The 19761-nt window shown below is 54.5% G+C and carries 19 protein-coding genes and 1 tRNA gene; 14 read left to right on the forward strand and 6 right to left on the reverse strand.

Going from position 1 to position 19761, the window contains the following annotated elements:
- Positions 1-19: 19 nt before the first annotated feature.
- Positions 20-829 (reverse strand): DNA repair protein RecO, encoded by an 810-nt coding sequence (recO, locus tag TREBR_RS05580; protein ID WP_013758229.1) that lies wholly within the window; start codon positions 827-829, stop codon positions 20-22.
- A gap of 144 nt (positions 830-973) precedes the next feature.
- Here recO and TREBR_RS05585 point away from each other — a divergent pair, with 144 nt between their 5' ends.
- From TREBR_RS05585 to TREBR_RS13560, 3 genes are read left to right on the forward strand one after another with little or no spacing between them, the layout of a single operon-like run.
- Positions 974-2263: a class I SAM-dependent rRNA methyltransferase gene (locus TREBR_RS05585; protein WP_013758230.1), complete on the forward strand. Its 1290-nt coding sequence runs from the start codon at positions 974-976 to the stop codon at positions 2261-2263.
- Entirely contained in the window at positions 2263-3213 is a 951-nt protein-coding gene (miaA, locus tag TREBR_RS05590) for a tRNA (adenosine(37)-N6)-dimethylallyltransferase MiaA (protein WP_013758231.1), read from the forward strand. The genes TREBR_RS05585 and miaA overlap by 1 nt, the downstream gene beginning before the upstream one ends.
- Complete coding sequence (locus TREBR_RS13560) at positions 3204-4547, forward strand: glycosyltransferase family 2 protein (protein ID WP_013758232.1); 1344 nt, start codon at positions 3204-3206, stop codon at positions 4545-4547. Before miaA ends, TREBR_RS13560 begins: the two co-directional genes overlap by 10 nt.
- Here TREBR_RS13560 and TREBR_RS05600 read toward each other — a convergent pair.
- Entirely contained in the window at positions 4537-4752 is a 216-nt protein-coding gene (locus tag TREBR_RS05600; protein ID WP_013758233.1) for a hypothetical protein, read from the reverse strand. The two genes, TREBR_RS13560 and TREBR_RS05600, sit on opposite strands and share 11 nt — an antisense overlap.
- 121 nt (positions 4753-4873) lie before the next feature.
- Here TREBR_RS05600 and TREBR_RS05605 point away from each other — a divergent pair, with 121 nt between their 5' ends.
- Positions 4874-5629, forward strand: a complete 756-nt coding sequence (locus TREBR_RS05605; RefSeq protein WP_013758234.1) for a TatD family hydrolase — start codon at positions 4874-4876, stop codon at positions 5627-5629.
- Here the strand turns inward: TREBR_RS05605 and TREBR_RS05610 are convergent.
- Positions 5624-5992 (reverse strand): Hpt domain-containing protein, encoded by a 369-nt coding sequence (locus tag TREBR_RS05610; protein WP_013758235.1) that lies wholly within the window; start codon positions 5990-5992, stop codon positions 5624-5626. The genes TREBR_RS05605 and TREBR_RS05610 overlap by 6 nt on opposite strands.
- 45 nt (positions 5993-6037) lie before the next feature.
- Here TREBR_RS05610 and lepB point away from each other — a divergent pair, with 45 nt between their 5' ends.
- Entirely contained in the window at positions 6038-7825 is a 1788-nt protein-coding gene (gene lepB / locus TREBR_RS05615) for a signal peptidase I (RefSeq protein WP_013758236.1), read from the forward strand.
- A gap of 158 nt (positions 7826-7983) precedes the next feature.
- Positions 7984-9201: a glycoside hydrolase family 18 protein gene (locus TREBR_RS05620; RefSeq protein ID WP_013758237.1), complete on the forward strand. Its 1218-nt coding sequence runs from the start codon at positions 7984-7986 to the stop codon at positions 9199-9201.
- Between the two features lie 106 nt (positions 9202-9307).
- On the opposite strand, the gene TREBR_RS05625 is transcribed toward TREBR_RS05620, so the two are convergent.
- The 3 genes from TREBR_RS05625 to TREBR_RS05635 all read right to left on the reverse strand — a co-directional run bounded on the left by TREBR_RS05625 (position 9308) and on the right by TREBR_RS05635 (position 12014).
- The gene (locus TREBR_RS05625; RefSeq protein WP_013758238.1) at positions 9308-10147 is read right to left on the reverse strand and encodes a metal ABC transporter permease; all 840 of its coding nucleotides are present in this window, start codon (positions 10145-10147) and stop codon (positions 9308-9310) included.
- Positions 10144-11019 (reverse strand): metal ABC transporter ATP-binding protein, encoded by an 876-nt coding sequence (locus tag TREBR_RS05630; RefSeq protein WP_013758239.1) that lies wholly within the window; start codon positions 11017-11019, stop codon positions 10144-10146. The genes TREBR_RS05625 and TREBR_RS05630 overlap by 4 nt, the downstream gene beginning before the upstream one ends.
- Before the next feature lie 101 nt (positions 11020-11120).
- Positions 11121-12014, reverse strand: coding sequence for a DNA/RNA non-specific endonuclease (locus TREBR_RS05635; RefSeq protein WP_013758240.1), 894 nt, complete (start codon positions 12012-12014; stop codon positions 11121-11123).
- 126 nt (positions 12015-12140) lie between these two features.
- On the opposite strand from TREBR_RS05635, the gene gatC reads away from it, so the two are divergent.
- The 8 genes from gatC to TREBR_RS13565 all read left to right on the forward strand — a co-directional run bounded on the left by gatC (position 12141) and on the right by TREBR_RS13565 (position 19708).
- On the forward strand, positions 12141-12452 hold the full coding sequence (gene gatC / locus TREBR_RS05640) for an Asp-tRNA(Asn)/Glu-tRNA(Gln) amidotransferase subunit GatC (protein WP_013758241.1): 312 nt from the start codon (positions 12141-12143) through the stop codon (positions 12450-12452).
- Between the two features lie 2 nt (positions 12453-12454).
- Positions 12455-14002: an Asp-tRNA(Asn)/Glu-tRNA(Gln) amidotransferase subunit GatA gene (gene gatA / locus TREBR_RS05645; protein WP_013758242.1), complete on the forward strand. Its 1548-nt coding sequence runs from the start codon at positions 12455-12457 to the stop codon at positions 14000-14002.
- Positions 13999-15534 (forward strand): Asp-tRNA(Asn)/Glu-tRNA(Gln) amidotransferase subunit GatB, encoded by a 1536-nt coding sequence (gene gatB / locus TREBR_RS05650; RefSeq protein ID WP_013758243.1) that lies wholly within the window; start codon positions 13999-14001, stop codon positions 15532-15534. Before gatA ends, gatB begins: the two co-directional genes overlap by 4 nt.
- A 14-nt stretch (positions 15535-15548) precedes the next feature.
- A complete protein-coding gene (locus tag TREBR_RS05655; RefSeq protein ID WP_013758244.1) occupies positions 15549-16490 on the forward strand; it encodes a PLP-dependent aminotransferase family protein in 942 nt (313 codons plus the stop codon).
- Positions 16477-16773: a hypothetical protein gene (locus TREBR_RS05660; protein ID WP_013758245.1), complete on the forward strand. Its 297-nt coding sequence runs from the start codon at positions 16477-16479 to the stop codon at positions 16771-16773. The genes TREBR_RS05655 and TREBR_RS05660 overlap by 14 nt, the downstream gene beginning before the upstream one ends.
- Positions 16774-16845: 72 nt before the next feature.
- Positions 16846-17256, forward strand: coding sequence for a hypothetical protein (locus TREBR_RS05665; protein ID WP_013758246.1), 411 nt, complete (start codon positions 16846-16848; stop codon positions 17254-17256).
- 93 nt (positions 17257-17349) lie between these two features.
- A tRNA-Arg gene (locus TREBR_RS05670) sits at positions 17350-17423 on the forward strand.
- A gap of 218 nt (positions 17424-17641) precedes the next feature.
- On the forward strand, positions 17642-19708 hold the full coding sequence (locus tag TREBR_RS13565; protein WP_013758247.1) for a GGDEF domain-containing phosphodiesterase: 2067 nt from the start codon (positions 17642-17644) through the stop codon (positions 19706-19708).
- The last annotated feature ends 53 nt before the right edge of the window (positions 19709-19761 follow it).

The following is a 19761-nucleotide window of genomic DNA, read 5'->3' on the forward strand; positions in this document are numbered from 1 at the left end:
TGTCGAACATACTTTTCTATTATAAAATACCGGCGCCTGATTCAAGCGTTTTAAGCTTGCCGCCGGCTGCCGACGAAACAAGATAAAAAAGCAATAGCCGCAGCTGTTCGAACGCGGAGCGGGTGAGCGGGCAGTGCCGCGCCGCTTTCGGTTCGCCGCCGTCGACAGTCTGCAAATACCGCACGCCGTCTTCGGGAATATGAAAACCGGTATCCGACGTACCGGTACATTCGCGGCAGATAAATCCGTTTTCCGCAGCCGAATATACTATAGCACATCCGCTCGGATTATGCACGGATTCCGCAGCTGCCTGCCGTCCTTCCTCGTCCGGCTGCGTGCCGGTGAGCGGCGAACCGCAGCGAACGCAGCAGTCCGCGTCCGGTTTGACGCCGAGCAGTCCCAGGTATCGCCATAAAAAACGCAGCAATCCCGTTCGGCCTTCGGCTTCCGATGAAAACTCCAATCCGTCAAGAAACGCGCATACGAGCGTCCAGCAACTGCCGTATTCTCCCGCCGCTTTCGTTTTGACGGCCAATTCCGTTGCAAGGGACGCGGCCATGTTTTTGAACAGGTTTTCCCTGAGCGACGGTCTGAACACATTCGGATCGAAATCGGTGATTTTAATGCTTTTTTTCGATTCATCCGTATACAGCCACACCGTGCCCGAATGCCACGGCGAAACGAGTGCGCGCAGTTTGCTTTTTCGCCCGCCGTAGAGCATGGCGTCGAACACGCCGAGTACCGGACTGAGCAGCGTAATGATACGGTTGTCCTCACCCGCTTGACGGGAAGTCAGCACGAGTGCGGAAACTGACGAATGGCGCGACATGATTTCATTTTACCCGCTTTCTTCGCTGAGGGCAAGAGGTCTTGTTCTTTCAGTTTACTGCGGTGCCCCGTTTCCGGTACGGAGTTTGCGAAGATATTCGCTCGTCTCATTGACTGAACGAGCCAAAATGTGGAAAATGACCGTATGAACTTTCCCCGTGTGTTTTTGAAATCGAAAGAAGAAACCGAAATCCGCCAGGGTTTTCCCTGGGTGTTTGATAATGAAATTGCGTTCGTCAAATATACGGACGGTGCGGGCAGCTTTCAGCACGAACTGAAAGACTGCAGCGTTGCGGACGGTACGCCCGTTGAAGTATATTCAAAAAGCGGTCAATTTTTGGGAACCGGCATCATAAACCGCGCTTCTAAAATAACCGTACGTATTCTGACTCCGCTCAAACCCGAAACCGTATTCGGTGAGTCGTGCGACGCGCTCAAGCGTGAAACGCTGCACGGCGAACGTTCCCGTACGTTCATTCTCGAACGCGTCGAGTCGGCGTTTCAGGCGCGCTTTTTCTTCTATAATAAAAACGATTCCTACCGGCTTGTGTTTGCCGAAGCGGATTTGATTCCCGGCCTGATCGCGGAGCGGTATTGCGACGAAACCGGCCGCGTGTTTCTCGTCGTCCAGTTTTTGAGTTTGTCCGCAGAAGTGTTCCGTGACGAAATAATCGACGCGCTCAGAACGGTGTGCCGCCCGTTCGGCATATACGAGCGCAGCGACGCCGCCGTGCGCGAGCTTGAAGGTCTCGAGCAGAAAAAAGGCTGGATCGGTGCCGAGCATAATCCGATCATTACGATAAAAGAAAACGGCGTCTATCTGACCGTTGACCTCGAAAACGGTCAGAAAACCGGTTATTTCCTTGACCAAAAAGACAATCGCCGCGTCGTCGCGTCGCTTGCAAAAGGGCGGCGCGTGCTCGACACGTTCACGCATACCGGTGCGTTCGGTCTGAACGCGGTCGCCGGCGGTGCGAGCGAAGTTGTCTCCGTCGATATTTCCGCGGAAGCCGTTTCCCTGGTGGAATCGAACATCGAACGCAACAAAGCGGGCCACGTGATGAAGGCGGTGTGCGCCGACGTGTTCGACCTGCTCAAACAGTATGAAAGCGAAGGGCGGCAGTTCGATTTGATAATCCTCGATCCGCCGGCGTTTGCCAAAAGCGCCGCAAAAATCGAAAAAGCGTACGGCGGCTATAAGGAAATAAATTTGCGCGCCATGAAGCTGCTTACGCCCGGCGGAATCCTCGTGTCGTGTTCGTGTTCACACTTCTTCGATCACACGGTGTTTTACGATATGATCATGCACGCGGCAGCCGACGCGCACCGGCGCGTACAGATTTTTGCAAAACGCGGCGCGGGTCCCGATCATCCGGTACTCGCAGGGTATCCGAAATCCGAATACCTCAAATGCGCGCTCATGCGGGTACTGTAATGTATACGTGCGTCATAGTGCTCGGCCCGACCGCCTGCGGAAAAACCGCGCTCGCGGTGCGTTTGGCCGACGCGCTGAACGGCGAAATCCTTTCCGCCGATTCCCGGCAGGTATACCGCGCCCTTGATATCGGCAGCGGCAAAGATCTGGACGAGTTCAACCTTACCGGTGAAGACGGTTCGGTACACCCGGTTCCGTATCATTTGATCGATATTGCGTCGTTACCCGCCGAATACAGCGTGTTCGACTATCAGCGGGACTTTTACCGTGCGTTTGCCGATACGGTGTCGCGCGGCAAATTGCCGGTCGTTGCCGGCGGAACGGGTATGTATTTGGACGCCGTCGTGCGCGGCTACGATTTGGTGCAGGTACCGACGAACGAAGCGCTCCGTGCCCGGCTTGCCGGCCGTTCCATGGAAGAGCTCGCCGCGTACTTGCTGAACTTGAAACCGGAACTGCACAACAGTACCGATCTGACCGAACGGCACCGGCTTTTGCGCGCGATAGAAATAGAAGAATTCAGTCAGAGCGGTGACGCGCAGATTCTGAAAGCTTCCCTGCCGCCGCGCCCGAATATTGAACCGCTCATTCTGGGAACGACGTTCCCGCGCGACGTGCTGCGGAAAAATATCACCAAACGTCTGCGTTCCCGTTTGAAAGACGGTATGATAGACGAAGTGCGCCGGATATATGAAAGCGGTGTCGAGTGGCAGCGGCTTGAGCGGCTCGGTCTTGAATACCGATTTATTGCCGAATACCTACAGGGAAAAATTCCATCCGAAGACGAATTGTTCCGCACGCTCAATATTGCGATAGGACAGTTTGCCAAACGGCAGGAAACCTGGTTTCGCGGCATGGAGCGCAAAGGTGTCCGGATATATTGGCTTTCTCCCGGAACCGTTGAACAGCGGTTCGCACAAGCGATGCAAATCGTCTCGTCATGCGGATAATCGAACAGTATCTTTCAAAACGGATCGCTTCCGTACAGCCTTTTTTCCCGAAAAACGTGCCGATGCCGGATGCAAATCAACGCGGTGCGGCCTCTTCCGTGCCGCTTTGCGTCGCCGTCGTCGTTCCGGTGTGCGACGAATATCCGGCACTGTATGAAACGATCGGAAGTGTGGACGCTTCATATCGCGCGTTTTTGCAGTCGAGCCCGCCGTCCGATTTTCCGGAATTGCAGTTCCGCGTAATCTGCGTGGTAAACAATACCGCAGGCGCGCCCGACCGGGTACGGCGCAATAACGACGCGTGTCTGGCCATGCTTGCCGGTTCCGACACCGCGTTTCCGCCGCATTCCGTTCCGCTTGAAGCGATCGACTGCGCGTCGCGCGGCCGTGAATTGCCGGACGGGCAGGGCGTCGGGTTCGCACGCAAAATCGGCATGGATTACGCACTCGCCGCGGGCGCTTCGGTGATTGCGTGTTTGGACGCGGATACGACGGTCTCGCCCGATTACGCGGCGGATTTGTCCGCGTTTGCTCTGCGCGCCGCGCGCGCACGGAACGGGATAGCCGCCGCCGTTACCGGTTTTACGCATCGGCGAGGTGAAACGCCCGCTGCGGAAAGCGCCGTCCGCCGCTATGAATACTTCTTAAAAGAACACAGCCGCCGCCTGCGCGAATGCGCGTCCGTATATTATCCGGTGGCGCTCGGCCCGACTATCGTGTGCAGCGCGGCAGCGTACGCGGCGTGCGGCGGTATGAACGTGAGGACGGCAGGTGAGGATTTTTATTTTTTGCAGGCGCTGATAAAAGTCTGCGCTGCGCAGCACCCCGGTACGCGCGAAGCGGTGCCGGCACTCGGCTGCACGGTCTATCCTTCCGCCCGGATATCGCAGCGGGTACCGTTCGGAACGGGGCGCAAAATTGCCGAACTGAGCGCATACGCGGAACAAAGCGGGCGCTTCGCTCCGGGAACTGCCGGTGCCGGTGCCCGTGCCGATACAGATAAGGCGGCTGCCGATACCGATAAAGCGGCTGCCGCCGTTTCGGCTGCTCCCGTGGAAATTTCCGGATATCCTGACGCCGTCTACGAACAGCTTGCGCGCTGTATCCGTATCGTTACGGACGCCTGCGCGGAAAATTGTACGGGAACGGAATTGTCCCGCCGGCTTTTACGGAGTGCAGGCGCAGTCGATACTTTTTTGGAAAATGAAAATTTTTTTTCCGTGTGGGAAAAACTGCGCCGCAACAATAAAACTGCTTCGGCGCTTGAAACTGCGTTTCAATGCTGGTTCGACGGATTGAAAATAATCCGTCTCATCCATTATCTTATGCGTTGACGGCAAGTTTGCAGGGTGTTTCGATCTTCGTGAGATATCCGGTACGGATACAGCTGTCGAACAGCGTCTTGCTCAGGAAATCGGTGGTGATTTCTTCATAACCGTCGCGGTCGCGGACGATTTTTACCACGTAGCCTTCTTCCATTTCACGCATGATTGTCATATAATCGGAAGGGTTAGCGCTTTTGAGTGTATAAAAGTCCATGTGTGGTTACCTCCATTTGCTCTCATGGGTGTGCCGGCGGCTCCCGCCGAGGGGCTGCAAGCGTTTATACTTTATTTTCGGACTGTTCCGCCGGTCGGTTTACGGTTTTTTTGAGGAATTCATGCAGTATACGGATGCGCATATTCATATAGCCGATATCGCTTTTTGGCAGCCGGTGGAAGGCTCTCCGGTGTGTTCGTGCGCGCACGCGCCCGATGAGTTCGCGCTTGTTGAAGACGCCGCACGCTCGTACCGCGGCTGCGTCGTTCCCGCGTACGGCGTTCATCCGCAGAATCCCGACGGCGCGTATTTGCCGTTTTTGGAGCGGCTTTTACAAGAAGATAGAATTTCCGCAGTGGGCGAAGCGGGATTCGATTTGTATGCGCCGGAATTCGCGGTGCGATTGGACGCCCAGCGTGAAGTGTTTTCGGCTCAGTTGGAGCTTGCGATCCGATATGAAAAGCCGCTCGTAATCCATTGCCGGCGCGCGCTCGGCTTGCTGTTCCGGGAAGCGCCGCTGCTTGCGAAGCTTCCGGCAGTCGTGTTCCATTCGTTCGCCGGTTCTCCGGTTGAAGCGCAGGGATTTTTGAAGCGGCGCGTGAACGCGTATTTTTCATTCGGAAAACCGATTCTGAACGGCAATAAACGCGCCGTCAAGTGCGTGTGCGAATTACCCGAAAATCGGCTGCTTGCGGAAACCGACGCGCCGTATCAGACGCTTAAAGGCGAACGGGAAACTTTACCGCGCGATATCGTCCGGGTTTACGAAGAATTCGCACGATTGCGGAACGTACCGGCTGCGGACGCGGCCGAAACGATCGCGCTGAACTTTCACCGCGTTTTCGGTTCGCCGGATTCGCTTCGAATTCCGCTATAAAACGAGGCTTTTCAGTGCGGCTGCAGTTCGGATATAGCAGGTTTCCGTGAGTGCGGCCAGTTCGGAAACGTTGCCGTCCGCTTTGCCGCGCAGCACTTGTTCAAGCATACCCGCGACGGCGTATAATTTGTCAGCACCGATATTGCCCGCCGCGCCTTTTATCCGGTGCACGTATTGCGCCGCGGGACTGAGCAGGGCAGGGCCGGTGTTTTCCGGCTCGGATAGCCGTTTTCTCAGCGTTTCGGCAGTGAATGGCGGTTCGTTCAGAAAGAACGTTATCAATTCCGCGTACAACGACTTGTCGTTGTCCAAACGGGCGAGTGCCTGCGCCGTATCGAGTAAAGCGAATTCCGTAATTTCCATGCCGAAATTGTAGTCTATTTTTCCGTTTTTTGCTATACTCGCCGTATGAAGAAGTTTTCCGTGCTGGTATACAGCAGCCTTGCGTGCAGCGCCGCTTTCGCGCTTTTGAACGTTGTGTTTCGCCCGGACATATCCGCCGCGGCATTTCCGCTTGCAGCGGTTTTTACCGCCGTTCTGGTATATTTTACCTTCGGTAAATTACTGCGCCGTTCCGCCGTTGCGAAACTCGGTGTGATCCGCAAATTATATCAGTATCTGCCGTTCGTCATGCTGGTGTCATTCGTATTCAGGCGAGCCGGCGAAACCGGTACTTCTCACGCGTTCGACGTCGTTTCCGTCGTCTTGTGGATCGCGCTGACGGCGCTTGCGATCGCCGTTTCATACTTTCTGAGCGACAAGCGCGTTTTTGCTTTGAATCCCGTCTGGCAGGTGGCCAAAGATTCGCTTCCGGCACCGAATCCTTCCAAGGCAAAACGGGTCGTGCGCGAAGTTTTCGAATGGGTCGATGCGTTCGTGCAAGCCGCGTTTACCGTGGCGCTGCTGAACGTGTTCATCATTCAATTGTATGAGATTCCGTCGGAGTCGATGGTTCCCGAATTTCTGGTGCGCGACCGCGTCGTCGTTTTGAAAACGGCGTCGGGACCGCGTTTTCCGTTGTCGGACGTCGGCATTCCGCGGCTGCGCTCGTACGACCGCGGCGATATCGTCGTTTTCCGCAATCCCCATTACGCCAAAGACCGCCAGTCCGAAGTCAAAACGTTCGTAGCTCAGCTGGTGTACACGTTGACGTTTACCGGCGTCAATCTGAACGTCGACGAAAACGGCAACCTGAAAGCGGATCCGCTGGTCAAGCGGGTAACCGGTCTGCCCGGCGAACAGCTTATGATGCAGGACGGCGTTTTATACCGCCGTACCGCCGCTTCGGCACAGTTTGAAGCGGTGCAAACCGACGCGCGCTGGGCCGAATGGAATTTGGCTGCGCTGCCGGCGAAGCTGCTCGCAGATATTCAGAGCGTTCCCGTTACCGAATCGCAGTACGAGTCCATGATAACCTGCGAAGCGGAGCGCAACGCGCTCGATTTCAAAGCGGCGCGTGACGAAACGCTGTCGCTGAGCGCGCGATTCGCCGCGCTTCGTACGAAGCTATCGGGAACCGATTCCGTTACGGCGGCGCCGTCGCTGTTTTCGGATTCGGATATGTTCGAGTATCTGCTGTTTTCACGTATCGACGAAATCACGCTGCGGCTGCTTTCCGTTCCCGGCGGAGCCGCGTGGCTGGATGCGTTTCTGACTTCCTGGATAGACGACGCGCCTTCTTCGTGTTTTACCGATTCGCCGGAACCCGTCGGCGGCGACTTGTACCGCGACGCCAATTATCGGCTCAATCTGATGATTAAACGTACGTTCGGCCGCCTCGCCGTGCGGAACGCGGAACTGATCGTTTCGGGCGTGCCGGCTGCGAACTGGAAATTCGACGCCGAACGTGCTTCGTATCTTTCCGAGGCGCAGATGCTCAATTCGTACATCATGCTGCTCGACCGCCGGAACATGCCCGTGTTTCCCGCGAACGCCGCAGACGGCTCCGCCCGGTATATTCCCGAGGGCGAATATTTTATGATGGGAGACAACCGGTTCAATTCACTGGATATGCGCCATTCATATGATGAAACGCTCGTTTCCCTTACGCCCTACGACTTCTATTCGGTAACTTATTACTCCAATATGGCGCCGCAGTCCGTGCCGGCGAAAGACATTCTGGGCACGACGGTTCTCCGGTTCTGGCCGGGCAGCCGCTTCGGCGTTCCGGGCGTAACCGGTAAAAGTCACGAATAATCCGTTGCGGGATTGCGCGTACGCCGTGCCGTCCCGCAACCGGTTGCCATCCCGCCGAGAAAACGCACGTCCGCTATTTAAAATTTGACAGCCGGAAATTCCCGTGTTATTATAGTATGTACATTGAACTTACTAACGTGAGTTTGGAGGAGGCTGTTATGAATAAATGGGTGTTTGCCGGTATAGCGTGCATCACCGCTGCGGTCGCCGTAACCGGGTGCGCCGGTACGAAAGCATATGTTGATCCGGACGGACCGAAAATCGCGGCGTATATCAGAACGTGGCCGCTCGGTTCCACTGCCGAAGCCATGGCCGAGGGCAGACACTGGTCTGCCAAAGACGTAAAGGCCGGCTATCTGACGGACATGATCGTTTCGTTCGGTCATTTGAAGCAGGAAAACGGCGTGTATACCGGCGACATTTATTTCCCCGATATCGAAAACAAAAAAACGCCGTTCCCCGACGTGTGGAAAAACGTCGCCGCGCTCAAAAAAACGTACCCGCATTTGAAAGTGAACGTTTCTTTCGGCGGATGGGGAGCGGACGGATTTTCGGAAGTGGCGGCGAACGACGTAAAACGCGGCCGCTTCGTTTCTCATATTACGGCGTTTCTGAAACAGTACGGCCTCGACGGCGTGGATATCGATTGGGAATATCCGGTCGGCCCCGATTGGGGGCAGGAGATATCATGTCAGCCCGCCGACAAGGAAAACTATCTTACGCTGCTGCGCGATATCCGTTCCGCGCTCAATTCGCTGGGAAAAGAAACCGGCAAATCGTATTCGCTGTCGGTCGCCGTACCCGCGAGCAGCTGGTACCCGCAGAAAATAGACGTCGTAGCGCTTGCAGCCATCGTGGACTCGATGAAACTCATGTCGTACGATTATTACGGCGCCTGGAGCGCTCAGACGGGACACAATGCGAACTTGATGAACAATCCGGCGGATCCCGATTGGGGCGGCTGGAGTACCGATCAGGCGGTTCGCATGTATCTGGACGCGGGTGTTCCGCCGGAAAAACTGGTGCTCGGTCTTGCGTTTTACGGACGGGCGTGGAAAGGCGCTGCGGACAACGGTGTTCACGGTTTGTATCAGAAATATACGGAAGCGGCATATCCTGACGGTCTTTCATGGCCCGACTTGCAGGAATTTTTGAAACCTGAATCCGGTTATACGCGGTATTGGGACGATGTTGCGAAAGCCCCGTTCCTGTATAACGGCGATATTTTTATCAGCTATACGGACGAACAGCAGATTGCCGAAATAGCTTCGTACGCTGCCGGAAAAGGTTTGGGCGGCGTGATGATTTGGGAATACGGTCACGACGTTGACGCGCAACTGCTGAAATCATTGGCGGAATCTGTTTCCGGAAAGTAAACGGATTAATATAACACTTTTGTAATCTTGTAAACCCAGTTTTGCAAGTAGGCTGCCGGAAGTTTTCCGGCAGCCTTTTTTTGCCGACACCGCCGGCTTTTTTGCGCTATTTTCGTATCAGGCTGAGTATGAGACAGCCGATAAATAAAGCGGCGTTTACCAAAACGATCGTGGCACCCGCCGCGGCTCCCGCGTAAAACGATATTGCCAATCCCGCAACGGATGAAAATATCGAAATGAGAACCGCGGTCAGCAGAAACCGGCTGCTTGAACGCGTTACCAGCCGCGCGGCGGCAGCCGGAAGCACCAGCAGTGAATTGATGACGAGCAGACCCGTCCAGCGGATCGAAACCGTTACGATCAGCGCGGTCAGCAGCGCGAACAACTGTTCGGTTGCGAACACGCGTACGCCGCGGCTCTTTGCGAACGTCCGGTGCAAATTGGTCAAAAGCATTTTATTATATAGAAGAATCCATACGAGCAGCGCGAGTATCCCCGAGCCGGCCAGCAGCGCGATTTCCGACGGTTTAATACTCAGAATGTCTCCGATCAGATATCGCTGGTATTTTGCAAAACTGCCGGTCGCTGAAAGCAGCACGATGCCGAGCGCGACCGCCGTTGACGAAAACACGCCGATGATCGTATCGGCGGAACTTTTTCCCTTCGTTTTGACGCTGATAATCGAAAAGCCCAAAATCAGACTGAATAAAATCATCGACACGAGCGGTTCGCGTATGCCGAATAATACGCCGAACGCGATGCCGGTTAAAGCCGAGTGTCCGATCGCGTCGGAAAAAAACGCCATTTTGTTTGAAACGACGAAGCTGCCCAGTCCGCCGAACAGCGGCGCCGCCGCAAGAACTGCAAGCAGGGCGTTTTTCATAAAAGCCGGTTCAAGCCACCGGAACGGAAACAGCGTGTCAACGAGCGCATACCACCAGTTCATGAGAACGTACCTCCGGCGCCTTTTCCGAACGTTTTGATGAACGCTTCGGAGCCGTATACTTTTTCCGGCGTACCGGCCGCGGCAATCCCCCGATCGATGAGTACGACGCGGTCCGCGTACGTGGCGATCAGATCCAAATCATGTGAAATGAGCAGTATCGTAATATCTTTCGTTTTGCGCAGCCCGGAAACCAGTTCGTAAAAAACGGCCAGTCCCGCCCGGTCTACGCCGGAAACCGGTTCGTCCAGCAGCAGAATGTCCGGCACCGGCTGAATGGCGAGGGCGAGCATAACGCGCTGAATCTCGCCGCCGGAAAGGTCGCAGACGCGCCGGTGTGCAAGCCGCTGCGTGTCCGTTGCGGAGAGTATCCGCGCAACCAATTCCGCGTCTTTTTTGCGTTCCGGAAACCAGACCGGCCGCTTCGATACACACGCGCGTACCAGATCGCTGACCGAAACGGGGCTTCCCGGCTCTACGGCCAGTTTTTGCGGTACATAGCCGAAGCGCGGTTTTGACGTGCACGCCGCTTTGCCTTTCATGAAACGGATTTCACCGGTGTGCGGCACTTCGCCGAGCAGGGCGCGCAGCAGCGTCGTTTTTCCGGCTCCGTTTCGGCCGATAATAGCCGTCAGCTCTCCGCAGTGGATATGCAGGTTGACATCGTTCAGGATGACTGTATCTCCCGATTTGACCGTCAGACGTTCGATGCGGGTACAGCACACGTGATCCGGCTCGCCGGCTCGCGGTGAATCCGGTTCCGGTTCCATGCAGGGCGTGCATGCTGCCTGCGTGCAGTTCGTATGAGGACAGGCGAGGCGGCGGTTTTGGGAATCGGCGGACCGTGCGGTGCGGCGGAACGTAAACGTATTCATATTATACCACTATACCGCTTTCAAAGTTCCGCCGCAAGTGGCGCTCATCGGTGCGAGCGGCGTTCATCGGTGCAAGCGGCGTTCATCGGTGCAAGCGGCGCTCAGTGCCGCAGTCCGCCGACGGTCGCTTCAAGCGAGGTTTCGAGTGCGTCGTCGAGTGCGGCGAAAAAGTCGAGACCGGTTCGTTCTTCGACTTCATCGACTGAAACGGCAAACGCTTCGTATCCGCGATCGGAGGTTTCGTTCGGCAGTAAAAAGGCTGCCATGCGCGGCGCTCCGTCCGGACCGACGGGAACGAACAGCACTTTGTAATACCATTCGGGAACAGCGACTCGGTTTGCTCCGATGGTCGGATACGTCGCTTTTTCCAACACCGGGCCGCTTACGACGTACACGCTGCCGAACTCCTGCACCCATTCGCGCACGGCGCTTTCCAATTCTTTCCAGACGCCGCGGTTAAAACCGGGCTTTTGCGGACTCATGTTGCTCATCAAAAACGATTCGCTCATCGCTTGTGCGCTGAACGCCATATCCGCCGCCGGGGCAAGGTGCCCGCGGTCGTATCCGGAACCTTTGTAATCGGCGGGAGTCGCCGAACCGGTGGTGATGGCGGGATCGGCCCTGAAATTGTCGGAACGGGCCGCCTCTTTTACCAGTTCCGCGCGATTGATTTCATACGCAACCCATTCGGCCTGTTCGTACGCTTCGCGGTAGCACAGCGTGAACCCTTCGTACGAGTGCGTTTCGTGGCTGTCGGCGGTGCGCGCGCAGACCGGCAGTGCGAGGTCTGCGGAAAGGAATAGCGGGCGCATCGTCTCCGCCGGGGCGCTTTGTGTAGCCGGAGTGCTTTGTGTAGCCGGGGCGCTTTGTGCTGTCGGCGACTGCTGCCGAAGGCCGATCAGCGCTGCCGCGGCAACCGTACATATCAGCAGGATTTTGAAAAACCGCGCCGCTGCGGTTTTTGTCGTGTGTTTTGCGTTCTTCCTTTTTGCCATGTTGCCAGTATAGCCGATTCCGCCGGAAAATGCTACGAACGCCGTTTCGGATACACTCGATAATACCTGCGTATATTGTTGAATAAATCCGTAAAATACACTATCATTTTCAGTTAAGGAACAGATATGAACACGGAAAAACGTAAAATTGACGAAACGACCCTCGACGCGCTTTTGTATTTATCGCGTCTTTCTCCCGAAAGTACCAATCTTGCCGTTCTGAAAGAACAGGTTGATCAGATTGTCGAATATTTCGACGTATTGTCGGCGTACGACGACAGTGAAAATCCGTACGACGCGTATCCTGCAACCGATTCGGAAAAGCTCCGCGACGATTCGGTGGTGAAGGGACTTGAAATTCCCGACGTTAAAAAGATTTCGGACGAATTTCTGGACGGATATTTCCGTGTGCCCAAAGTTTTGGGCGAAGGAGCGTGATCGTGACCGACGTATTGAATAAACGGACGATTTCCGGTATCAGAAAATCCCTTGAAAACGGTGAGACGACGAGCGAAGCGCTGGTTCGCAGTTCAATTTCCGTTTTTGAAGCCGATAAAAATTCCGCGATTCCGCTGAACGCGTTTCTCGAACTGTACGATTCGGCGCTCGATCTGGCGAAAGCCTGCGACGCCGAACGGGCTGCCGCCGCCGCTCAAGGTACAGAAGCGCTCGCCGCACTGCTTGCCGCGAAGCCGCTTTTGGGCGTTCCGTTCGCGGTAAAAGATAACATTTCCGTAAAAGGCAAGCGTCTCACCTGCGCAAGCCGGATTCTTGAAGGGTACGTCGCTCCGTACAACGCGACGGTCGTGCAGCGCCTGCTCGACGCGGGGGCCGTCCCGCTCGGCCGGTGCAACATGGACGAGTTCGCGATGGGTTCTTCCACCGAATATTCGATTTACGGGCCGACGCGCAATCCTATCAACCGCGAATACGTTTCCGGCGGCAGTTCCGGCGGTTCGACCGCCGCGGTCGCCGCCAATCAGGCTTTGTTCGGTCTCGGAACCGAAACGGGCGGATCGGTGCGCCTTCCGGCCAGTTACTGCGGCGTGTACGGGCTGAAAACCACGTACGGCGTTCTGAGTCGCTGGGGCGTCGTTGCGTACGGCAGCTCGCTGGATCAGGTAGGTTTGCTCGGTCACACGCCTCGGGATATCGCGCTGCCGCTTTCGGTTATGAGCGGCGCCGATTTTTACGACGACACGAGCGCGGAGCTGCCGGAAGCCGAAACGCTGCGCGATTTGCAGGCGTTGAGCGCCGGGGAACTTTCAAAACTCAAAATCGCCGTTCCGCGCCAATTCCTCGAATCGAAGGGGCTTGATCCCGACGTCGGCGCGGTGTTCGACGCAACCCGCGCCTGGTTTGAATCCAAAGGGGCTGCGGTAACGGTCGTAGACATTCCCGTGCTCGACGCGGCTATCGCCAGTTATTACGTGATCGCGCTCAGCGAAGCGGCGAGCAATTTGAGCCGCTTCGACGGTATCCGCTACGGCCGCCGCTCCGACCCGGGCAAAGGGTTCGACGAACTGTACGTGCGGACGCGCAGCGAAGGCTTCGGTCCGGAAGTCAAACGGCGTATCATTATCGGAAATTACGTGCTGTCCGAACAGTTTTCGGGCGACTGCTATAAAAAAGGCATGACGGTGCGCGCCCGCATTCAGCGTGAAATCGCCGAACTGTTCAATTCGTATGATTTGATTTTGTGCCCGACCTGCCCGACGGCGGCGTTTAAACTCGGCCAGAAAGTGGACGATCCGCTGGAAATGTATTTGAGCGACTTGTTTACGACGTTCGTAAATCTTGCGCGCATTCCGTCGCTGTCCGTTCCGGCGGGCGTTACGTCCGTCGGAATGCCGGTGGGCGTACAGTTTGCGGGTGCGATGTTTTCCGAGGCGAAGATACTCCGTATCGCGCAGGCATGGGAGCAGGAGCATCCCGGCTGCGGTATTCCCGTCAAAAACGACGGAACGGTGTGCGGAGGTGCAAAATGAGCGTGGATAAATATGAAGTCGTTATAGGCTGTGAAATACACTGTCAGCTTTTGACCAAAACGAAGGCGTTCTGTGCCTGTGAAAACCGGTACGGCGGAATGCCGGATACCCGCGTGTGCCCGGTCTGTTTGGGCTTGCCGGGCGCCATGCCGCGCGTCAGCAAGGGATACGTGGAGCTCGGTGCCGTCGCGGGACTCGCGTTGAACTGCACCGTCGCCCGTTTTACGAAATTCGACCGCAAGCATTATTTTTATCCCGATTTGGCGAAGGGGTATCAGATCACGCAGTACGACCTGCCGCTGTGCACCGACGGATTCGTGGATCTGCCGTTCAAGCATCTGCCGCAGGAACAGCAGCCCGGCGGCGCGCTGTGCCGGACGGTGAATTTTATCGGTGAAAACTGCAACGTGGGCGGCGAGTACCGCCGCGTCCGTATAGAGCGCATCCATCTTGAAGAAGACGTCGGCAAAAGCCTGCACCTTGAAGGCGCCCACAGCTATATCGATTATAACCGCTGCGGAACGCCGCTCATTGAAATCGTTACGAAACCCGACATCGCGTCCCCCGAAGAAGCCGCGCTTTTCATGCAGACCGTGCAGGAAATCCTGCGCTACGTGAACGTAACGCACGGAAATCTTGAAGAAGGCAACATGCGCTGCGACGCCAACATTAACTTGACCGTTTGGGAAAACGGTATGAAGTATCACACGCCGATTTCCGAAATCAAGAACTTGAACTCGTTTCGGTCTATCCGCGACGCGTGTACGTACGAAATCGGACGGCAGCTGCGCGAGTTTGAAACCGACCGGCAGGAATTCAATCCCGGTTTCAAAAATACGATGGGATGGGATGAGGTGAAAGGTGAGACGGTGATTCAGCGTACGAAAAACTCGTTCGTCGATTACCGGTTCGTCGTAGAACCCGATATCAAGCCGTTTACCGTTTCCGAAGCGTGCATAGAAGCGGCGCGCGCTCAAGTGGGCGAACTGCCCGAGGCGAAACGCATCCGCTTTAAAAAGGAATACGGACTGAGCGATTTCGACGTTGAAACGCTTACGTCGAGCCGAACGCTCGCGCTGTGGTTTGAAGACGCCGCAAAACAATCCGATGATCCCAAAAAGGCTGCGAACTGGATTCTGGCGGAGCTGTTGGCCGTGCTGAAAGAGCGCGAGCTGTCCATAGAACAGCTTCCCATTACGCCCGCTCACATAGCGGGTTTGGTCAACGCGGTACACGGCGGAACCATTACCGGAAAGCAGGGTAAGGACGTTTTTGCCGAAATGCTTGAAAGCGGCAAACTGCCTGCCGATATCATTCGCGAGCGCGGCATGGTGCAGGTGTCGGACGCCGGTGCGATAGAAGCGTTCGTAGACGCCGTTATCGCCGAAAATCCGAAAGCCGTAGAGGATTTTAAAAAAGGCAAGACGAACGTCGTCGGCTGGCTCATGGGGCAGGTTATGAAAAAATCGGGCGGAAAGGCGAATCCCGCTGCGGCGACCGATTTGGTAAAAGCCAAGCTTTCGGCGCTGTAAGCGGCGCGGCTCATATGCAGATAACGATGAATCAGTCTTGGTATTGCGATGAACTCTCCAACCGGTACGGAACCGTCCAGCGTGCGCGCGGCTGTTATCTGTATACCCGTAAGGGCCGGCGGCTGGTCGATTTGTATCAGGAAGCCGGGCGTGCGATACTCGGCTGGGGAAACGGTTCCAAAGCGGCGACCGTGTTTAAGAATACGATGAACCGCGGATTAACGGGTTCGTTTGCCACCGACGCCGCGTATCGTTTGCAGCGTGCGGTAAAAACGCTGCTTCCCGAATACGATCACGTTCGGTGGTATTCCGGTATGGAATCGGCCTGCCGCGCCGTTTCAAAATATTTCGATTTTTGGATCGATATGCCGCTCGGCGAACATCCGATTCTGAACTCGGTTGCGGACGCGCTGCCTGAGGACATTCAGAATTTTACGCTTGACGACTGGATGTTTACGAACGGCGTTCCCCGTTGGCGGCCGTGGCTCGACGACGCCTGGTTTTCTTCGGATTTTCCGATTCAGGACGGTTTCCTTGAATTGAACCGGAAACTGCAGAATGCGGTTGCCATCGTCCCGCCGTTTCCCTGGGCGGGCTGCTGCTATCTGGTCGCGTTCGTAGACGACGGCAGCCGTTTCATTCCGCCGTCCGATCCCGTTACGCCGCCTTTTTTGGACGCCGTCGCGCGTGCAATATACGATTTGATCGCGGAAATTCCGAACCGCAGTGAAAAAGACTGGAACCGGTTCGACGGCGTATTGCTCCGTTATTGGAAACGGCGCGGTCCGTATTTGATTCCCCGCGTTCCTCCGGAAAAGTATCGGGAGTTTTATTGTCATTGCGCCGACTGCGGCGTCGTGATTTCTCCGAATTACCGTACGCCGTCGATCGTACCGTACGGAGCGACGCCGGGTGATTTTTCCGAATTGAGGCGGAATCCGTATGCAGCAACCTGAGTTGATTCTGTATGTCATTAAATTGGTTCTCGGCGGAGTCGCCGCGTTTTTTGCGATCATGCTGTGGTCCAAAACGCGCGATACGGCCTGGATGTCGCTGGTAGCCGGTACGGTTACTTCGTATGCGGGAATCGTATACGATTTAATGTGCCGGCTGGGGATTATCGTTCCCGGCGGTTTGGTCGTGCGCGAAATTCCGGTTGCAACGATGTTTTTTGCCGCGATTCCGCCGCTGTTTTTTATCGTTGCGTTTATTCTGATGCTGATTCGAACCCGCAAGTGAGCGGTTCGGTATAATTGCGTTTTTAAGCTTAATGGTGTATAGTAAAGAAAATCATGTTTGGGGAGGTACAGAATGGCTGTATCAAGAAAATTGTCGGTCGGCGGGATCGTTTTGCAGATCGGCTTGGCATTGTATTTGATCGTTATGGGAATTATGGGCATTCAGACCGGCGGAAACGAAACGCTGAATGCGTTTAAAAGTCTCGTCGGCCAGAATACGGTTCTTCCGATGATTATGGCGATCTGTGAATTGGTCGCGGGTATTTTACTGCTGTTGAATTTATTCAACATAAACGGTTTCGGTACGTTTCTCAATCTTGCGATTTTGGTGATCATCGTGTTCTGGTGCATATATATCGTAATGTACGATATTTCCGCTATCGGCAACGCGTTCAAATCGGGCAATGCGTTTATGAAATGGCTGCGCCAGTTTGCTCCCGATTTGGTCATTCTGGGCGGTTTGCTGATCGTAAAAGGTATCTGAGCACGGAGGCTGACGGCGGGCAGCGTCTGCCGTTTTCCTCGGTTTGAAAGTATCAAAGCCGAAGGTCGGGCACGGTCCGGCTTTCCATCGACTGGTCCATTAGCTCAGTAGGATAGAGCAGCTGCCTCCTAAGCAGCAGGTCGCACGTTCGATTCGTGTATGGGCCGTATAATTGTTTTTTTATTGCGGCAGCGTATGAACGATTCTGCGTTGTCGTTTTGAATGATCTTTACAACCAGAAAATCCATGTCTTGCGGCGGCCTTTTATCCGTCTGTATTACCTGCCTTACCGGCTGTTCCGCTTGAAACATATCGGTAAAAATAGTATCATTTAAAGAAATATGGTTATCGTACGGTAGCAAAAATTTCAGGGTGCGCAAAAAAGATGTTGTTGAATTATACCATACATTACGATATTGCTGCGGTGATATTACTCTCCATATTGGGAGTCCTGTATTTTTCAAAAAGGAATATTCCGTCGTACGGCAGTAAAATTTTTACTTGTCTGATTGTGATTACCGGCGTTTCCGCGGTGTGCGAATGCGTATTGAACGTCGAATTTCAATTTCTTCCCGTCTCTTCCCTGATCATTACGCTGACCGGTATACTGTATTTCTGCATAAGCAATTTTCTGCCGTTCGCTGCGGCTGCATACTGTTTTGTGCTTTCTGATTCCGAGCCGCTCGGTCTGAAATCCAAACGACGGATCGCGCTGCTGATTCTGCTGAGTTTGCTTCCGTATGCAGCCGGGATGTTCTGGGGTGTTTGGAACGCCGTATCCCCGGGCAAACAGCGTATCGATTATTCGGCGGCCGTTACAGTGTATCTTTTATTCGTGTCGCTTTTGTATTTGACTGCGGGCGCCGTTTTCCTTGTGAAAAAATACCGGAGGCTGCCGGTTCATTATTTCGGCACGGCGTTCTTTTTTATCGTCGTGGTCGCGGCGGGAGCCGTCGTTCGGCTGTTTTTTCCGTTTCTGCTCATCAGTAATTTTTGTGCCGCCGTTTCGATGTATTTTTTATACATGTATATTCATAAGCCCGATAATTTTATAGACAGTCTCACCGGTTTATTCAATACGACGGCATTCGCTTCTTTGATCGATGAAAAATTCGTGCGGAAAGATCCGTTTTACGTTATCGGGTTTGTGTTGGAAGATCTTAATTTTTTGAACAATACGTTCGGAATCCGCTCCATCGACGAACTGCTTAAAATAATCGCCGTCTTTTTTACGGAAACAGCGGAGCGATTCAAAAAAACGGCTTGTTCCGACGTGTACACGATTGCGACGGATGAGTTTTGTATCGTCGTCAAAACGCAGGATATGACGGTCGTTCAAAGTATGGTGGACTGCATCCGCGAAAAATTTGAATCCGTGTGGGATTTTCAGAATACGACTGTAACACTGTTCTCCCGTATCTGCGTTATCAGATGTCCGTCCGATGCGGAGTCGGCTGCGGATATTCTCGATTTGCTTACCGCCGTAGGCGAGCAGCAGTACTATCGTGCCGGACGGGTTCTTTTTGCCGATTCGCTTGATACGACCCGGAATCGGCTGAGTCGTCAGCTTGATCGTACCATAAAAACCTCGATTCAAAACGATTTGATTTCGGTTTGGTATCAGCCGATTTATTCGATCAGCAAACGGCGCGTTATAGGTGCGGAAGCGCTCATTCGGATGAAAGATGAGAACGGAAATTTCATCTCTCCGGAGGATTTCATTCCGATTGCGGAAAAAAACGGTACGATTTTACGCATCGGAGAATTCGTATTGGAACGGGTGTGCAGTATGCTTTCGGATCTGAATCTGGGATGGTACGGTATCGAAAAGATAGATATCAATTTATCGATGATTCAGTGCATGCAGAAAACGCTGGCGGAACAGATTATTTCCATTACCGATATTTATCGGGTTCCCCGCCGGATTCTGGATTTTGAAATTACCGAAACGGCGGCGGCGTATTTGCCCAAAATGCTTCAGGAAAATATGGAACGGCTCAATTCGGCGGGCGCCGAGTGCTCGCTTGACGATTACGGTTCCGGTTATTCAAACATGAACTATTTGATAGAGCTTCCGTTCAATATGATCAAAATAGATAAGGGAATCGTGTGGTCTGCTGATAAGAAACTCCGTTCGCGTACCGCGCTTGCACACACGATTACGATGATTAAATCACTGGGAATGCAGGTTCTTGCCGAAGGTGTTGAAACGAAAGAGCAGATGCAGTGGCTTGCGTCGCTCGACTGTGATTATTTGCAGGGATATTACTTTTCAAAGTCGCTGCCGCAAAAAGATTTTCTTGCGTTTCTGGCACGGGAAATGCAGCGCAACGGTACCGCCGAAGTGCTCCCGCTTGCCGGCGAACTCGGCGACGCGAATGCCGGCGAACTCGGCGACACAATCGAAGATTTGGAAGAATTGGAAGAAGCAGAGCCGGTCGGCGAGCTGTAGCGTACGGTCGTTTGTAATGTACGCCGGCGAATTGCGGCGAGCGGTCGGCAAAT

The sequence above is a fragment of the Treponema brennaborense DSM 12168 genome (genome assembly GCF_000212415.1).
Classification (GTDB): Bacteria; Spirochaetota; Spirochaetia; order Treponematales; family Treponemataceae; genus Treponema_F; species Treponema_F brennaborense.

Coding starts and splice junctions, on each gene's coding strand:
- recO (WP_013758229.1), bottom strand. CDS start 829: ATGTCGCGCCATTCGTCAGTTTCCGCACTCGTGCTGACTTCCCGTCAA.
- TREBR_RS05585 (WP_013758230.1), top strand. CDS start 974: ATGAACTTTCCCCGTGTGTTTTTGAAATCGAAAGAAGAAACCGAAATC.
- miaA (WP_013758231.1), top strand. CDS start 2,263: ATGTATACGTGCGTCATAGTGCTCGGCCCGACCGCCTGCGGAAAAACC.
- TREBR_RS13560 (WP_013758232.1), top strand. CDS start 3,204: ATGCGGATAATCGAACAGTATCTTTCAAAACGGATCGCTTCCGTACAG.
- TREBR_RS05600 (WP_013758233.1), bottom strand. CDS start 4,752: ATGGACTTTTATACACTCAAAAGCGCTAACCCTTCCGATTATATGACA.
- TREBR_RS05605 (WP_013758234.1), top strand. CDS start 4,874: ATGCAGTATACGGATGCGCATATTCATATAGCCGATATCGCTTTTTGG.
- TREBR_RS05610 (WP_013758235.1), bottom strand. CDS start 5,992: ATGGAAATTACGGAATTCGCTTTACTCGATACGGCGCAGGCACTCGCC.
- lepB (WP_013758236.1), top strand. CDS start 6,038: ATGAAGAAGTTTTCCGTGCTGGTATACAGCAGCCTTGCGTGCAGCGCC.
- TREBR_RS05620 (WP_013758237.1), top strand. CDS start 7,984: ATGAATAAATGGGTGTTTGCCGGTATAGCGTGCATCACCGCTGCGGTC.
- TREBR_RS05625 (WP_013758238.1), bottom strand. CDS start 10,147: ATGAACTGGTGGTATGCGCTCGTTGACACGCTGTTTCCGTTCCGGTGG.
- TREBR_RS05630 (WP_013758239.1), bottom strand. CDS start 11,019: ATGAATACGTTTACGTTCCGCCGCACCGCACGGTCCGCCGATTCCCAA.
- TREBR_RS05635 (WP_013758240.1), bottom strand. CDS start 12,014: ATGGCAAAAAGGAAGAACGCAAAACACACGACAAAAACCGCAGCGGCG.
- gatC (WP_013758241.1), top strand. CDS start 12,141: ATGAACACGGAAAAACGTAAAATTGACGAAACGACCCTCGACGCGCTT.
- gatB (WP_013758243.1), top strand. CDS start 13,999: ATGAGCGTGGATAAATATGAAGTCGTTATAGGCTGTGAAATACACTGT.
- TREBR_RS05655 (WP_013758244.1), top strand. CDS start 15,549: ATGCAGATAACGATGAATCAGTCTTGGTATTGCGATGAACTCTCCAAC.
- TREBR_RS05660 (WP_013758245.1), top strand. CDS start 16,477: ATGCAGCAACCTGAGTTGATTCTGTATGTCATTAAATTGGTTCTCGGC.
- TREBR_RS05665 (WP_013758246.1), top strand. CDS start 16,846: ATGGCTGTATCAAGAAAATTGTCGGTCGGCGGGATCGTTTTGCAGATC.
- TREBR_RS13565 (WP_013758247.1), top strand. CDS start 17,642: ATGTTGTTGAATTATACCATACATTACGATATTGCTGCGGTGATATTA.